General features: G+C 64.2%; 18 protein-coding genes. 10 read left to right on the forward strand and 8 right to left on the reverse strand.

Annotated elements, in window-relative coordinates:
- The first annotated feature begins 188 nt into the window (after positions 1-188).
- The 8 genes from NLX68_RS04560 to NLX68_RS04595 are packed head-to-tail and all read left to right on the forward strand — an operon-like array spanning position 189 to position 6,298.
- A complete protein-coding gene (locus NLX68_RS04560; protein ID WP_254282923.1) occupies positions 189-1,391 on the forward strand; it encodes a PepSY domain-containing protein in 1,203 nt (400 codons plus the stop codon).
- Positions 1,388-1,924 carry a thiamine pyrophosphate-binding protein gene (locus NLX68_RS04565; RefSeq protein ID WP_254282925.1) on the forward strand — a complete coding sequence of 179 codons (537 nt, stop codon included), beginning with the start codon at positions 1,388-1,390 and terminating at the stop codon, positions 1,922-1,924. Before NLX68_RS04560 ends, NLX68_RS04565 begins: the two co-directional genes overlap by 4 nt.
- On the forward strand, positions 1,924-2,238 hold the full coding sequence (locus tag NLX68_RS04570) for a hypothetical protein (RefSeq protein ID WP_254282927.1): 315 nt from the start codon (positions 1,924-1,926) through the stop codon (positions 2,236-2,238). Before NLX68_RS04565 ends, NLX68_RS04570 begins: the two co-directional genes overlap by 1 nt.
- Positions 2,235-2,804 (forward strand): DUF6162 family protein, encoded by a 570-nt coding sequence (locus tag NLX68_RS04575; RefSeq protein ID WP_254282929.1) that lies wholly within the window; start codon positions 2,235-2,237, stop codon positions 2,802-2,804. The genes NLX68_RS04570 and NLX68_RS04575 overlap by 4 nt, the downstream gene beginning before the upstream one ends.
- A 14-nt stretch (positions 2,805-2,818) precedes the next feature.
- Entirely contained in the window at positions 2,819-3,736 is a 918-nt protein-coding gene (locus NLX68_RS04580; protein ID WP_254282931.1) for a metal ABC transporter substrate-binding protein, read from the forward strand.
- On the forward strand, positions 3,733-4,482 hold the full coding sequence (locus NLX68_RS04585; protein ID WP_254282933.1) for a metal ABC transporter ATP-binding protein: 750 nt from the start codon (positions 3,733-3,735) through the stop codon (positions 4,480-4,482). The genes NLX68_RS04580 and NLX68_RS04585 overlap by 4 nt, the downstream gene beginning before the upstream one ends.
- Positions 4,482-5,381, forward strand: coding sequence for a metal ABC transporter permease (locus NLX68_RS04590; RefSeq protein ID WP_010222479.1), 900 nt, complete (start codon positions 4,482-4,484; stop codon positions 5,379-5,381). Before NLX68_RS04585 ends, NLX68_RS04590 begins: the two co-directional genes overlap by 1 nt.
- Positions 5,378-6,298, forward strand: coding sequence for a metal ABC transporter solute-binding protein, Zn/Mn family (locus NLX68_RS04595; RefSeq protein ID WP_254282935.1), 921 nt, complete (start codon positions 5,378-5,380; stop codon positions 6,296-6,298). The genes NLX68_RS04590 and NLX68_RS04595 overlap by 4 nt, the downstream gene beginning before the upstream one ends.
- A 111-nt stretch (positions 6,299-6,409) precedes the next feature.
- Here the strand turns inward: NLX68_RS04595 and NLX68_RS04600 are convergent, their stop codons facing one another.
- The 7 genes from NLX68_RS04600 to NLX68_RS04630 form a co-directional block, all read right to left on the reverse strand.
- Positions 6,410-7,489, reverse strand: coding sequence for a DUF1615 domain-containing protein (locus NLX68_RS04600; RefSeq protein ID WP_254282938.1), 1,080 nt, complete (start codon positions 7,487-7,489; stop codon positions 6,410-6,412).
- A 60-nt stretch (positions 7,490-7,549) separates the two neighbouring features.
- Positions 7,550-8,218, reverse strand: a complete 669-nt coding sequence (locus NLX68_RS04605) for a hypothetical protein (protein ID WP_254282947.1) — start codon at positions 8,216-8,218, stop codon at positions 7,550-7,552.
- 85 nt (positions 8,219-8,303) lie between these two features.
- Positions 8,304-8,855 carry a hydrolase gene (locus tag NLX68_RS04610; RefSeq protein WP_254282948.1) on the reverse strand — a complete coding sequence of 184 codons (552 nt, stop codon included), beginning with the start codon at positions 8,853-8,855 and terminating at the stop codon, positions 8,304-8,306.
- A 63-nt stretch (positions 8,856-8,918) separates the two neighbouring features.
- Complete coding sequence (locus tag NLX68_RS04615) at positions 8,919-9,638, reverse strand: alpha/beta fold hydrolase (RefSeq protein ID WP_254282949.1); 720 nt, start codon at positions 9,636-9,638, stop codon at positions 8,919-8,921.
- Positions 9,639-9,647: 9 nt separating this feature from the next.
- Positions 9,648-9,872: an MbtH family protein gene (locus NLX68_RS04620; RefSeq protein ID WP_010222487.1), complete on the reverse strand. Its 225-nt coding sequence runs from the start codon at positions 9,870-9,872 to the stop codon at positions 9,648-9,650.
- A gap of 110 nt (positions 9,873-9,982) precedes the next feature.
- Entirely contained in the window at positions 9,983-11,071 is a 1,089-nt protein-coding gene (locus NLX68_RS04625; protein WP_254282950.1) for a polyamine ABC transporter substrate-binding protein, read from the reverse strand.
- Positions 11,072-11,118: 47 nt separating this feature from the next.
- Positions 11,119-12,420, reverse strand: coding sequence for an FAD-binding oxidoreductase (locus NLX68_RS04630; RefSeq protein WP_254282951.1), 1,302 nt, complete (start codon positions 12,418-12,420; stop codon positions 11,119-11,121).
- Positions 12,421-12,552: 132 nt separating this feature from the next.
- Between NLX68_RS04630 and NLX68_RS04635 the strand changes: the two genes are divergently transcribed.
- A complete protein-coding gene (locus NLX68_RS04635; protein WP_254282952.1) occupies positions 12,553-13,425 on the forward strand; it encodes a LysR substrate-binding domain-containing protein in 873 nt (290 codons plus the stop codon).
- Between the two features lie 43 nt (positions 13,426-13,468).
- Positions 13,469-14,110 carry a LysE family translocator gene (locus NLX68_RS04640; protein WP_254282953.1) on the forward strand — a complete coding sequence of 214 codons (642 nt, stop codon included), beginning with the start codon at positions 13,469-13,471 and terminating at the stop codon, positions 14,108-14,110.
- Positions 14,111-14,517: 407 nt separating this feature from the next.
- Here NLX68_RS04640 and NLX68_RS04645 read toward each other — a convergent pair whose 3' ends face one another.
- Complete coding sequence (locus tag NLX68_RS04645) at positions 14,518-15,306, reverse strand: suppressor of fused domain protein (protein WP_254282955.1); 789 nt, start codon at positions 15,304-15,306, stop codon at positions 14,518-14,520.
- Between the last annotated feature and the right edge of the window lie 40 nt (positions 15,307-15,346).

The raw sequence follows: 15,346 nt of genomic DNA on the forward strand, positions 1-15,346 counted from the left end.
CCCGGTAATTCAAGAAAAACGGATGACTGCGAAGGAAAATTAAGCGCAACTGGCCAGATCCCCCGGCGCCTCTGAAACATTTGCTTTCAACTAACCCTGCGGGTTTTACGATTCTCGTTCGTCTTATCTATTGCAGTCCCAAGGCTGAGCATCGGCTCGACCTCAATTTCTCTGAAAAGACACCTGCAATGTCCCAGAAAGCGAAAAAGTCCAAATCCAGACTGTGGTTCCTGGTCCATAGCTGGCTCGCCCTGCCGATCTGGTTTTTCGTCCTGATCGTCTGCGTGACCGGCACCCTGGCGGTGGTCAGCCAGGAAATCGTCTGGCTGGCCAACCCCGATGTGCGCGCCAGCAAGCCCGATGGCGACGCCGAGCGGCTGAGCTTCCAGCAGGTGCTCGATGCCCTGCACAAGGCCGAGCCGGACATGGCCGTGAACTTCATCAGCCAGCCGGACGGTTCGCACTTTGCCCTGACCGCGGCGGTGACCTTCCCCGATGGCAGCGCGCCGACCCTGTACGTCAACCCCTACACCGGGGCGATCCAGGGCAAGAGCCCGTCGTTCAGCTTCGAGGCCTTTACCCGTGCCTTGCACGGCTGGTGGCTGGTGCCGTTCACCAACGGCTACAGCTGGGGCTGGTACCTGGTGTCGCTGCTCGGCCTGCCGATGCTGGCCTCGCTGGTCACCGGGCTTGTGGTCTATAAACGGTTCTGGAAGGGCTTCTTCAAGCCGACATTGCGCTTTAACCATGGCGCGCGGATCTTCTGGGGCGACTTCCACCGCCTGAGCGGCATCTGGTCGATCTGGTTCATTGCGGTGATTTCCATCACCGGCACCTGGTTCCTGATCCAGGCGATCCTGGCCGACAACCACATCACGATCTCCACCGAGCCGGTGGTGCCAGTGATTGCCCGCGAAGACGTGCCACGCACCGAAGCCGGCACACCTGCCCCGCGCATCAGCCTGGATGACGCCACGCGCATCGCCAAGGAGCAGATCGCCGGCCTGGACGTCAGCTTCGTCTCCCTGCCCGGCAACGCCTATGCCCACGTCTACCTGGGCGGGCGCGGCTGGTACCCGCTGATGTTCCAGACGGTCAACGTCAACCCGTACAACAGCAAGATCGAGTCGCAGTTCTTGATCGACGACCGCTCGACCCTGGAGTTCGTTACCGAATCCATGCGACCGCTGCACACCGGTGACTTCGGCGGCCTGACCATCAAGCTGATCTGGGCCTTCTTCGGCCTGGTGCTGTCGATGATGGTGTTGAGCGGCCTGCTGATCTGGACCAAGCGCACCGCCCAGGCCACCGCCGCTGCCCTCAAGCGCGAACGCAAGCCGCGCAAGCAGGCCACCACCGCTACCGATACCGTCACGGAGGCGAGCCTATGAGCAAGGCAGCCGTTATGCCGCAAAGCCCGTTGAGCCGCTTCTGGCACAAATGGCGCTTTCACCTGAACATCCTGCTGTTGCTGATCCCGCTTGGCTTCATGCCCAAGTATTTTGCCGACGCCGCGATGTTTCGCGGTGACAGCGGCCTGGGCGAGCGTGAGCTCGGCGAGGTCAAGGTCGGCCCGTGGAGCGTGCAACTGGCCGAGTTGCGCGACGAGGCACCGCGCGCCGATGGCCCTGCCGGTTACTTCAAGACGTTCAATATCGCTCTGTGCCAGGCCTGCATCGCCGAGGTCAAGGCCGCTTACCTGCGCATCGGCAAGCCGCGCAGCCTGCGCGCCGCCGGGACGATCTTCTTCGGCACCCCGTACCGCATGAGCACCGGCCTGCCGATCCCGCTCAAGACCCGTGCGGACGCCGAGATCTGGATCACCCTCGAAGGCTGGGACGGCAGCATGCACCAGGCCGCCGTGCCGTTGAGCAAGGCCTCGCCGGCTACCGTTGCCTGGCTGAACAAACAAGGAGGCAAATGATGAAGTTTCGTAAGCAGCTCCTGCCCTTGCTGCTACTCGGCGCTGCCGGCCAGGCGTTGGCACACAACCCGATGTGCGAATGCAAGGAAGTCGACGGCGGCCAGATCCAGTGCACCGGCGGTTTTTCCGATGGCAGCGGCGCGCCGGGGGTCACCCTCGATGTGATCGGCTATGACGAATCGATCCTGGTGCCCGGCAAGCTTGGCGATGACTCGAAGCTGACCTTCAAGCGCCCGGACGGCGAGTTCTACGTGCTGTTCGACGCCGGCCCCGGCCACGTGGTGGAAATCGACTACGCAGATATCGAGCAATGAGCCGCGTCCAGGTAGTGCGCCCGGCCGGCGCCGGGCATGAAACCTTGTACGTGCTGCTGGTCAGCCTGCTGATCCTGGCCGTGGCCGCCGGCATCGTTGCCCTGCGCGGCGAACGCCTTGACGAGGTCAGCATCGAGGCCCATCAGCTGGATGCCCGCCGCGACCTCAGTGCCGCCGAACAAGGGGTGTACGCCGACTTGCGGGTGGCGTTCGACGAGATCCAGGCACGCCGCGAAGACGAGCCGCAACTGCTGGCCGTCGAGGTCCTGGCCGAGGAAGGCTTCCCGCCCTTCGTGGCCGACGCCAGCGCCGCCAGCCGCGGCCAGCACCAGTGGCAGCTGCTGACGCCGCGCGCCTACCTGGGCCTGAGCCAGGCCCGCGAGGTGGCCGGCAGTTTCCTGCTGCTGGTGCCCGAAGCCGAGGACGGCGCCGCTGACGTCTGGTTGCAGCGCAGCGCTAACGCCAGCGTGCCTGCCGACTTCAGCCAGGCCGCCCTGATCGCCGCCGGCTGGCAACAGATCGCCGCCCACTACGACGCCGGCGTCACCCGCCAGCATCGTCATTGACACAAGGACGCCCCATGTTTCGCGCCCCCCTCGCCCGTCGCCTTCTCAGTGTGTTCCTCGCCTGCGCCCTGCCCGCCCTGGCCCTGGCCGATACCGGCAAGCCGCTGCGCATCGGCATCACTCTGCACCCGTACTACAGCTACGTGAGCAACATCGTCGGAGACAAGGCCGAGGTGGTGCCGCTGATTCCGGCCGGTTTCAACCCCCACGCCTACGAGCCGCGCGCCGAGGACATCAAGCGCATCGGCACCCTGGACGTGATCGTGCTCAACGGCGTTGGCCATGATGATTTTGCCGACCGGATGATCGCCGCCAGCGAAAAGCCCACCATCACCACCATCGAATCCAACAGCAACGTGCCGCTGCTGGCCGCTACCGGCGTGGCCGCGCGCGGCGCCGGCAAGGTGGTCAACCCGCACACCTTCCTGTCGATCAGCGCCAGCATCGCCCAGGTCAACAACATCGCCCGCGAGCTGGGCAAGCTCGACCCGGACAATGCCAAGTACTACAGCCAGAACGCCCGCGCCTATGCCAAGCGCCTGCGCAAGCTGCGTGCCGAAGCCCTGGCCCAGGTCACCGAAGCGCCGGGCGCGGAGTTTCGCGTGGCGACCATCCACGCCGCCTACGACTACCTGGTGCGCGAGTTCGGCCTGGAAGTCACCGCAGTGGTGGAGCCGGCCCACGGCATCGAACCCAGCCCCAGCCAGCTGAAAAAGACCATCGACCAGCTCAAGGCCCTGGACGTGAAGGTGATCTTCTCGGAGATGGACTTCCCCTCGGCCTATGTCGAAACCATCCAGCGCGAATCGGGGGTGAAGATCTACCCACTGACGCACATCTCCTACGGCGACTACAGCAAGGAGAAGTACGAGGTCGAGATGAAGCGCAACCTCGACACCGTGGTGCGGGCGATCAAGGAGTCCCAGGCATGACCGTGGCCCAGCCGCTGCTCAACCGCGCCTGCGGGCCGGACATCGCCTTTGCCGAGGTCGACCTGACCCTGGGCCGCACGCGGATCCTCGACAAGGTCAGCTTCAACGTCGCCGCCGGCAGCGTGCATGCGCTGGTCGGCCCCAACGGCGGTGGCAAGAGCTCGCTGATCAAGACCCTGCTCGGGCAGATGCCGCACCAGGGCCAGTTGACCCTGACCTGGCCCGGCGACGAGCAGATCATCGGCTACGTGCCCCAGGCCCTGGAGTTCGACCGTGGCCTGCCGATGACCGTCGATGACTTCATGGCCGCCATGTGCCAGCGTCACCCGGCGTTTCTTGGCCTGTCACGCAAGGTGGCGCCGGCCATCGATGCCGCGCTGCAGCGGGTCGGCATGCTCGACAAGCGCAAGCGGCGCATGGGCGCCCTCTCCGGTGGCGAGCGCCAGCGTGTACTGCTGGCCCAGGGGCTGATCCCGGCGCCGCAATTGCTGGTGCTCGATGAGCCGATGTCGGCGCTGGACGAAGCCGGCATCCAGGTGTTCGAACGCCTGCTGCACGACTGGCGCGCCGCCGGCACCACGGTGCTGTGGATCGAGCATGACCTGCAAGCCGTGGCGCGCCTGGCCGACCGTGTCACGGGCCTGAGCCGCCGGGTGCTGTTCGACGCGCCGCCAACCCAGGCGCTGACCCCGGAGCGCCTGCTCAGCCTGTTCTCCATTCACCCGCGCAGCGAGAGCACCGCCTGATGAACTACGAAGAATTTCGCCTGCTGATCCAGGGCTGGGCTACCGCCGGTTACCTGCCAGAAGCCCTGGCCTATGGCTTTGTGGTCAATGCCCTGCTCGCCGGCCTGATGATCGGCCCGGTGCTCGGCGGCCTCGGCACCCTGGTGGTGGTCAAGCGCTTTGCCTTCTTCTCCGAAGCCGTCGGCCATGCAGCGCTGACCGGTGTAGCCATCGGCATTTTGCTTGGCGAGCCCTACACCGGCCCCTATGGCAGCCTGTTCGGCTACTGCCTGTTGTTCGGCATCCTGCTGAACTTTTTGCGCAACCGCACCGGGCTGTCGCCCGACACGTTGATCGGCGTGTTCCTCTCGGTATCGCTGGCCTTGGGCGCCAGCCTGCTGCTGATGCTGGCCGGCAAGATCAACGTGCACATCCTCGAGAACGTGCTGTTCGGCTCGGTGCTGACCGTCAGTGGCCAGGACCTGCTGGTGCTCGGCATCGTCGCCAGCCTGGTGCTGGCCCTGGCCTTGCCGTTGTACAACCGCATCATGCTGGCCAGCTTCAACCCGCAACTGGCAGCGGTACGCGGCGTCGCGGTGAAGCGCCTGGACTACCTGTTCGTGGTACTGGTGACCCTGGTCACCGTGGCAGCAGTGAAAGTCATCGGCGCGATCCTGGTCGGTGCCCTGCTGGTGATTCCGGCAGCCGCGGCGCGCCTGATCAGCCAGTCGCTCAAGGGCTTTTTCTGGGCCTCGGTGCTGATCGCCACCCTGAGCACCCTGGTGGGCATTCTGCTGCCGATCGTCTTCGACCTGCCGGTGCCTTCGGGTGCGGCGATCATCCTCGTCGCCGGCTGCTGCTTCGCCCTCGCCGCCCTCGCCCGCGGCCTTGTTCCACGCCTGCAAGGAAACCCGGCATGACCTTCAAACTCCAGCACCTGTGCCTGGCCCTGGCGCTCGCCGGCCTGCCCACCCTGAGCCTGGCCCAGAGCGCCCCGGCAGCGGCCAAGCAAGCAGCGGCCGGGGTTACCGTCCTGGCGTCGCTGCCGGTGACCCACAGCCTGGCCAGCGCCCTGCTCGACGGCACCTCGGTGAAACTGCACCGGGCAGCGCCAGCGAATATTCCGGCCTCGCGCCAGCCGTCGTACTTCAGCGGCCGTGGTGGCGCCAGCCTGCAAAAAGCGGCCGGCGGCGCCGATGCGGTGATCGGCCTGCGCTCGATCTGGAGCGACGACCCGCTGTACCCGGTGGCCCGGCGCAGCAATATCCGCATCGTCGAAATCGACGCCGCGCGCCCGGTGGATGGCGCCCTGCCGGGCATCGCCGTGCAGGGCAACAATGCCTTTGCCGGCTACCCCTGGCTCAACCCGAGCAACCTTGGGCGCATGGCCGATGTACTGGCCAACGACCTGGGGCGCTTGAGCCCGGCGGACCAGCCGAAAATCCAGAGCAACCTGGCTGCCCTCAAGCGCCAACTGCTGGAGCTCAGCGCCGGCAGCGAAGCGCGGCTGGCCGAAGCGGATAACCTCAGCGTGGTCAACCTCTCGGATCGCCTGGATTACCTGGTCAGCGGTTTGAACCTGGACCTGATCGATCACCCGCAGGTGGCCGATGACCAGTGGGATGCGGCGGCGCTCAAGCGTCTGGGCGATGAACTCAAGGGCCAGGACGTGGCGCTGGTGCTGCATCACAAGCAGCCGAGCAAGGAAGTGGCCGAGGTGATCGCCGCGTCCGGGGCCAAACTGCTGGTGGTGGAGACCGATGCGCAAGATTCGCTGGTGGGGCTGAAGGCCAGTGTCGAGCAGGTGGTGGGGGCGTTGCTGGCGGGTAGCAGCTGACCTTGGCTATTTTGGGGCTGCTTTGCAGCCCATCGTCGGCAAAGCCAACTCCCACAGGTATTGCGGCGTTATCAGGGTCAATGCAAGACCCGCGATAGGGCCACCACCAACTCAACGTTTCATGCAGCGCTGATAGCGCTCATCCACCCGCTTGGCAAACCAGGCCGTGGTCAGTTTGCGGGTAATCTTCGGGCTCTTCAGTTCAATGCCCGGTAGCTGCGCCCGCGGCACGGCCTTGCCCGCCGTGCCGTCGGCCAGGGCATAGACACCCTTGTACAAGCGGGTGTCTTCGAACGCCAGGCTGTCGCCCTTCTCCAGCTGGTCGCGGATGCTGACGTTGCGCAAATCCAGCTTCACCCCCAGGCGCCTTGCTGCCTGCTCGGTGGTACCCGGCATGATCGCCCCCGGCGCGATCAGGTCGCCGTCCAGCGCCAGCTGCACGCCCGTGGCCCGGCTCAAGGCACTCTGGAATGCCGCGTTGCGACTGGCGTACCAACCGGCATTGAAGTCGCCAAAACGATAGAGCGGGCGATCATAGTGGGTGGGGTAACCGAGCAGGTGAGCGATGCCAAAATACAGGCCGCCACGGCGGCTGAAGACTTCCTGGCGGATGGTCCCGCCATAGGTGTAGGGATAGCCCTGGGCATGCTGTTCGGCAAAGTCGATGCTCACCTGCATCGGCCCACCGGTACGCACCGGGTTCAAACCACCGAGCAGGGTCTTGCCCATGAGCAAGGCGCCGATCAATTGATCAAACAGGTCGCTGAGTTCTTTTTCGCTGCGCACCGCATCCAGGCGCTGGCCGTAGGTTTTGCCGGTCGGCGAGCGGGTTTTCAGGGTGGCGTCGATCAGCAGTTTGGGGATGTGCAGGCTGGCCGCGCGGCGGTCGATCTCTTGCCGAGCGATACGGCCCAGGCCCGGCACTTTCGGGTCGGCCTGGAAGGTCGACTCCTGTTCGGTAACCGCCAGCACCGCGCACAGGTTGCTCTTGCTGGCGCTGATCTTCTGCGCGGCAAAGGCGCTCTGGATATCCCGCGCCCAGCCTTCACGGTCCTTGGTGCTGGCCGGCAGCAGGCGCACGATCTGTGCGCGCACCTTGGCCGGAGCCTGCTCAGGCGCTTCACGCTGGGTGACGCAGCCCTGAACCGTTAACAGCACGCTGATAACCACCAGCCAACCGGGTACTTGCATGGGCTCTCCCGCCACATCTGGCAACAGCTGCACAGTAGCGGCGCTCGGGCACGACTGCAATCAGCAGCCTGGTTTGCTCAGTTGCGTGCCGATGGTCACCGCGGTGATCGCCACCGGTTTGAAGCTCTGCAAGGCGACCGGGTCGAAACTGCGTTCGCAGTTGTATTGGGTTTCCATGACAAAGTCTTCGCCCTTGTGCTTCTTCATCTCGTCCGCCCATTTGTTCGAGGCAGCGATAGCCGCGTCGTCGGTGAGCATGACTTCGGCCAGGACCTGGGTGAAGCCGACCGCACGCGGCCCTTCCCACAGGGCATACACCGACGGGTCGGCGGCGTTGCCACACATTTCCAGACAGTCGGCGTAGAACTCCAGCGGGCCACCGGTGGACGCATGCAGCGCGGCAAAGGTCAGCGGCTGGTTGGCGGGCGGGGCGAAGGTGCCGATGAACGAGCTGAGGTCGGCCTTGCAGGTCGGCGACAGCTCCAGGCGCAGGTCGTTGATGCTGCCGCCGGTAGCGTCGGCAGTGATCTCGCAGCCCTGCACCTTGTAGGTGTGCTTGTCGCCTAAGCTGGTGCGGGCGATGCCTGCGACCGACTCGAAGTACTTGAGGTTGGTGCCGAGCATTTCACCGTTGAAGACCTGGGCGACAGTGGCCTGGGCCTGGGCGAACAACGGCAGGCAGGCCAGGGTCAGGGTCGAGCCGATAGTCAGCAGTGCACGCGGTTTCATCTGAACATCCTGTAAGCAATGAAGTGGCGCGCACTTTAATGCAGCGCCGCGCACAACACCACTGGCCAGCGTCTCAGTTTGACGCTTACGGCTGCTCGCCCACCATGTAGGTCTTGCTGATATGACGGAACTGCTCATGGGCCGAGCTGCCCATCAGTTCGAACACCACCATCTCGCGGGTGACGATCTGCGCCCCGGCGGCACGCATGCGGGCAATGCCGGCGTCGCGGTTGTGGGCGCCGCGACAATCACAGGCGTCCTCGACCACGAACACCTGCTTGCCCAGCTCCAGCAGGTCGAGCACGGTTTGCAGCACGCAGATATGGGTTTCCATGCCGCAGACGATCACCTGCTCGCGGGCCAGCAGCGATGCCGGCAGGCACTGGGCAGCGACGCAGGAGAAGTGCAGCTTCTCGACCACCTGAGCCGCCGGCGAGGCCTCCTTGAGCTGCGCCACGGTCGGCCCCAGCCCCTTGGGATACTGCTCGGAAATTACCGTCGGCAGGCCCAGGGTAGCGGTCGCCGCCAACAACCAGCGGGTGCGCGCCAGGGTGCCGGCCGGGTCGCTCACCGCGCCAATGAGTTTTTCCTGAACATCGATGACCAGCAGGCTGGCCTGGTTCGGCTTGATCAACATCGCGTGCACCTGTGCTCTGGCTAAACCCCAAGGCTCGCCCATTCGCCATCGCTGCGTCAACGTTCAAGCCGACAGGCGATGAGGTTCCAGGGCGGCGCTGAGCACGCCGAGCACCCGCTCTTCATGCTCATGGATGAAGAAGTGGCCGCCAGGGAAAATGTCCAGCGAGAAGTCGCCGAGCGTTTCCTCGCGCCAGGCCAGCAATTGCGCTTCGCTGGCCTTGTCGGCCTCCCCGCCCAACACATGCACTGGGCAACGCAAGGGCCCACGCTGGCGATACACATAACGCCCGCACAGCATGAAATCGGCACGCAGCACCGGCAGGGTCAGGCTCATCAGCTCCTGGTTGGCCAGCACCTCTTCCGGCGTACCCTGCAGCGTGCGCAGCTCGTCGATCAGTACCTCATCGCTTTTGGGCTCGCGCCAGTTGCCACCGTCGTAATCTCCGCGGCGGGTTGGCGCAGCCGTGCCGCAGGCAAACAGTGCCACCGGTGGCGGGCAGCCCAGGGCCTGCAGTTCGTGGGCCAGCTCGAAGGCCAGCAAGGCCCCCAGGCTGTGCCCGAGCAAGGCATAGGGCTGGCTGGCGGCCAGGCGCTGCTCATGGGCAAGCTGACGCGCCAGCACCTGCATGTCGGTCAACAGCGCCTCGCCCAGGCGCGCGCCACGCCCGGGCAGCTCCACCGGGCGCAGGTTCAGCCAGGCCGGCAGCTTGCGCCGCCAGCGGCTGTAAACCATGGCACTGGCACCCGAGTACGGCAGGCACAACAGGGTCAATGCAGACACAGGTGCCCCTTACTGCGCCGCAGCGGTTTCGGCCATCTTCTGGCGCAGGCTCAGCGGGCGCATGTCGGTCCAGACTTCGTCGATGTATGCCAGGCACTCCTGCTTCAGGCCGCTCTTGCCGACGCTACGCCAGCCCGCCGGGATCGCCTTGTAGTCGGGCCAGATGGAATACTGCTCTTCGTGGTTGACCACTACCTGGAACACGATGTCGTCGCGGTCGAATACGGATGTCATTGCCTGTCTCCTGGATTGATTGGGCCCGTCACGCGCGTGGCGTACGCTGGCGTTCTAGAGAACGAGCGACCGGCCCGACAAATTAGTCCGCGCGCGGTAGCGCCCTGGTTTCAGGTATTGGACTTGAGCTTGGTCCACAGCCGCGTGCTCAGGCGGGCGATGGCCGGTGGCAGGTCTTCGACGGTGAAGAGTTTTTCCATCACGCTCTTGGGTGGGTAGATCGCTGCATCTTCCTTGACCGCAGGCTTGAGGAATTGATCTGCGGCGCTGTTGGGGTTGGCATAGTGGATGCTGTTGCTGATGTTGGCGATCACTTCAGGCGTGAGCAGGTAGTCGAGGTAGGCGTAGGCGCTGTGTTCGTGGGGCGCGCTCTTGGGGATGACCAGCATGTCCATCCACAGGGTCGAGCCCTCCTCCGGGATCGAGTAGGCGATGTCGATGCCGTTGTTGGCTTCCCTGGCGCTGGCGGCGGCCTGGACCACATCACCGTTGAAACCGATCACCGCGCAGATGTTGCCGTTGGCCAAGTCGCTGATGTACTTGGAGGCATGGAAGTACTGCACATAAGGACGAATCTTCAGCAAGGCCTGTTCGGCCTGCTTGTAGTCCGCCGGGTTATGGCTGTGGTGCGCCAGGCCCAGGTAGTTGAGGGTGATCGGCAGGATCTGCGTCGGGTTGTCGATGATTGCCACGCCGCACTGGCTGAGCTTCTTGATGTTCTGTTCGTCAAAGAACAGTTTCCAGGAACGGGTGACATCGGTGCTACCGAAGATCGCCTTGATCTTCTCGACGTTGTAGCCGATGCCGGCGGTGCCCCACATGTAGGGAAAGCCGTATTGGTTGCCCGGGTCGTTGACTTCGAGCTTCTTCATCAGCACAGGGTCGAGGTTCTTCCAGTTGGGTAAGCGGCTTTTGTCCAGCGGCTGGATCGCCCCGGCCTTGATCAGCCGCGACATGAAATGGTTGGACGGGCTGACCACGTCATAACCGGTGCTGCCGGTCATCAACTTGGATTCGAGCACTTCGTTGCTGTCGTGGATGTCGTAGGTGGCCTTGATGCCAGTCGCCTTGGTAAAACTGGGCAAGGTGTCGTCGGCGATGTAGCCGTTCCAGTTGGAAATGTTCACTTCTTCCACCGCCTGCGCGGCAGCGGCAAACGTGGCGAGCAAGGCAACCAGGGGCAACGCTTTGAATGGCATGATCAATCACCTTTAGGGGAGCTTTGTTTTTGTTGGGCTAGGTGGGGTTAGATTTCAGTCCTGGCTCGCAGCGCCTCCACGCGCATACGCAGCATGGCACCGATGTCGAGCAGCGGCTTGGGCGGCAGCCAGCCGGGTTGCGCCCGGGCCATGACCGAGGTCAGCAGCGGCGAGCGCTCACCGCTGGCCAGTTCTGCCAGCAAGCGCCCCCACAGGGTGCCGCGGGCAACACCGGAGCCGTTGCAGCCGGCCACCGCGAACACGCCCTCCTCGACCTTGGCGAAATACGGCTGGCCGGAGCGCGAGGCGCTGAGGTGGCCGGTCCAGGTGAACTGGATGTCTTGGGCGCTGAACCATGGGAAGCGCCGCTGCAAGCCGCGCAGATGGTGCTGCTGGCGCTGCTGCAGTTCCCTCGGGCTGAGGTCGCGCGCGCGGTATTCGGCGGTGTTGCGGATCATCACCCGGCGGTCCGGGGTCAGCCGTACCGTGGCGCCCAGCGGCCGGGTCGAGAGCACGCCCCAGGGCTCGACGTTGCCGATGGCGCGGAACTCGGCGTCGGTCATCGGCCGGGTGAGGCTGGCGCTCAGTTCCATGGCGAAGGTGCCGCTGTGGTCGATGCCGGCACGCGGGATAAAAGCGTTCAGGCACACCAGTACCTGCTTGGCTTCGATGCTGCCATCGGCAGCGTTGGCGCGAATCCGGCCCTGGCCGAGGCGCTCAAGGCGGTTGATATCGGTGTTTTCATACAGCGTGACCCTGGCCGGCAGCGCATCGAGCAAGCCTTGCACGTACTTGGCCGGTTGCAGCAAGGCATTACCGTTGCCGCACCAGATCGCCGCCTGGTAATGGCCGGTGCCGAGCTTGTGCTTGAGCGCCTCACCTTGGAGGAACCGCGCCTCGGCGCCGACGGCACGCAAGGTCGCCAGCTTGGCTTCGACATGGCTGAGCTTGTGCGGGTCGTTGACCGCGAAAAAGTAGCCATCGTCGCGAAACTCGCAATCGATGTTGTGGCGCACGATGCGCTGACGCACTTCGTTGCTGGCGACTTGGCCAATGGCCGTGTCGGTTTCGTAGTCGGCAAAGCCTGCATGGCCGAGCAGTTCGCTGTCCGTCGGGTGTTCATGAGCGACGACAAAACCAGAGTTGCGCGCCGACGCGCCTTGCGCAGCGTGCTGGCGATCGACCACGACAATCCGCGCCTGCGGGTGCATGTCAGCCAGGGTATGGGCGGCACTGAGCCCGGTGATGCCGGCGCCGATCACCAGCCAGTCGGCTTTTTGCCCGCCGCTCAGGCGAGCGCGTACCGGTGAACTGCCCGCCAGGGCAATCCAGCCACATTGGTTTTTCATGCATCACCTCTCGACCTGTATGCACACAGCGCATGGACGTTTTATGCTGGTGGCGGTTGCCATGGCCAGAATCTAAAAGGTCTTTGCTGATTCAACCAACGTTATAAATTCATCGGGGCATTCGAAAAACGCATGGATAAAGTTCGCCACCTGCCGTCGCTGCAAGCCCTGCAGGCACTGGTTGAAGTTGCCGACGCTGGCAGCTTCACCCAGGCCGCGCACACGCTGTGCCTGACCCAGAGCGCAGTGAGCCGCAAGATCCAGTTGCTGGAGAGCCATTTTGGCGTAGCGATGTTCGTGCGCAGCAGCCGCAGCCTGCAGCTCACCGCCGAGGGCGAACAGGTGCTGGCCAGTGCGCGGAGCATTCTCGAACAACTGAAAACCCTTGAAGAGCGCCTGTCGCCGCAACAGCGCCCGTTCCGCATCCGCATGCACGTGTCGCTGGCGGTGCGCTGGTTGCTACCCAGGCTCAGCGAGTTCTACCGCTTGCACCCGGATGTCTCGCTGTCGATCGAGACCGTGGCCACAGAGGTGGTGGAACCGGCCAGTGACAGTGATGCGTACATTCTCTACCTGCCCGCGCCGTCCAGTGACTCGGCGTGCTCGACGCTGTTCGAGGAAACCCTGGTGCCGGTGTGTACGCCCGGCCTCGGGCTGGGTTCGGAGGCCGACCTGGTGCGCTTCGCCCTGCTGCATGGCTCTACCGATAAGCAGACCTGGAGCCAGTGGCTGGCGGCGCGGGGTGGCAAGGCGCTGGCGGATTACCGGCATATACCGTTCAACCTCGACGAACTGGCGCTGGATGCGGCGGCGCGGGGCCTGGGGGTGGCGATGACCGACCTGACGCTGGCGGCAGAGTCGATTGATCGCGGCGTGTTGATCGTGCCGTTCGGCCAGCCGCTGAAAACCGGCGGTGTCTACTCGTTGTGCCTGCAGGCCGCAGGGGCCGGGCATCCGGCGTGCGCGGTGGTGATGCAGTGGTTTGCCGAGCAGAGCGGTGGCTGATCCTGTTACATTCACCGCCTGTCCAACCCTCCAGAGCCTGAAAATGGATCTTCACGCACTTCTCGCCTTCACCCTGGTTGCCGCAATTGCCATCGCCAGCCCCGGCCCCGCCACCTTGATGGCGATCAACAACAGCCTGGCCTATGGGCCGCGTTATGCGGTGTGGTCCTCGCTGGGCAATGCCAGCGGGCTGTTCTGCCTGTCGGCGGCGGCCATGCTCGGCCTCGGTGCGCTGCTCGCCAGCTCCGAGTGGCTGTTCAACGCAGTGAAAATTCTCGGCGCCGGCTACCTGTTCTATCTCGGTGCCAAGCAGCTGATGAAAAAGAGCCCGATGCTGGCGAGCGACGTTGCAGCGGACCAGGCAGCGGTCAAGCCATCGCGCTTGAAGCTATACAAGTCGGCCTTCCTCACCGCCGCCACCAACCCCAAGGCAACGATGTTCTTTACCGCCCTGTTCCCGCAATTCATCGACCAGAGCGCGGCGCTGCTGCCGCAGTTCCTGATCCTCACCGCGATTTTCATGGCCTTGTCGCTGACCTCCTTGAGCCTGTATGCCGCCCTGGCCTCGCGGGCCAAAGGCGTACTGACCCGGCCTGAGTTTTCCAGGTGGGTCAGCCGGGTGGTGGGCTCGACGTTTATCTTCTTTGGTGCGGCGATCCTGACCATGCGCCGCCAGGGTGCTTAATGTGTGGACTCATCACGGGTCACACAGCCGCTTCCACAGGTAATGCCTCAACCCTGAGAACGGCGCAAATCCTGTGGGAGCTGGACTTGCCAGCGATCGAGCGCGTAGCGGTCGTATCTCAGGCAATGCCTGGTGTGTTGGCTGTACGACCCCATTGCGGGGGTACAAACCGGGGACATCGTTTACATTTAAAACCGGGGACATGGTTTACAGGCTAATACGCATGATCAGGAGGTATCCGATCATGCCCTGGAACCAAGAGTCCCCCATGGATCAACGCATCAGATTGATCAGCGCCTGGTTTTGGGGCCGCAGGTGCGGCCCATCGCCGGCAAAGCCGGCTCCCACAAAGGGCCAGTTCACCCGCAGTTTTTGGGTAGAAGCGACCGTAAGTCTTTAGTCCCAGCTCACACCACGCTGGCGCGCTGCAGGCTGCTGACATGCCCCACACCGGCCGCCTGCAAGCGGCTGACCAGATCGCCACGGGCCTCGCCGCCACCTGCGCGGATGTATTCAAGCTCGGCCGCGGTGATCAGCACCACCGGCACCAGGGTCACCGGCGACAGCGGCATGCCCTCCAGACGGGTCGGGAAATCCGGCGCCGGGCCGCCCAGCAGCACACCGATGCAGTCGTCCTCGGTCACGAAATGCTCGGGGAGCTGACCGCTGATGTGGTGCGACTGGCTGAAGCCGGGCAGCTCCAGAGACAACGCACCGTACCTTGCCAACTGCTGGGTGATGCCGCCGGCATCGGCCACGGTTTTGGCGATGTTCTCGATCAACTCGAATGCCCAACTGCGCTTGAACGGGTCGACTTCGCCCAAAGGTCCACGGGCATGTTCCGGGATGTCCGGCGTCTCGACGAACAACTCCATCTCGAAACCATTGCCCTGCCCTTCGGCATCATCGAAGGGGTCGGACAAGCCTTCGGTCGCCAGGATAATGGAGTCGCCACGGCGCACTACCCGATAGGCCTGACGGGTCGAGGGCCAGTGCGGACCGCCGGAAAAACTCGGGCTGATGAGGTAGGCCAGGACATCCCGTTCCACGCTACCGACGCTGCTCCAGTGACGATCCAGGCAGGCTTCACCGGCAAGCCTCGCGGCCTGGTTGGCATCTTCGGCTTGCGCGTTTGGCGGGTCTTCCTGGGGCGCTGGTCGTTTAAATGAGTCGAGTAGCTTTTTGAGGAGGTTCATCTGCGATCCTTGCGAGGTGGACATCAATGCTAACCACTCA

It is taken from the genome of Pseudomonas sp. SBB6 (assembly GCF_024213215.1).
In the GTDB taxonomy this organism is placed as follows: domain Bacteria; phylum Pseudomonadota; class Gammaproteobacteria; order Pseudomonadales; family Pseudomonadaceae; genus Aquipseudomonas; species Aquipseudomonas donghuensis.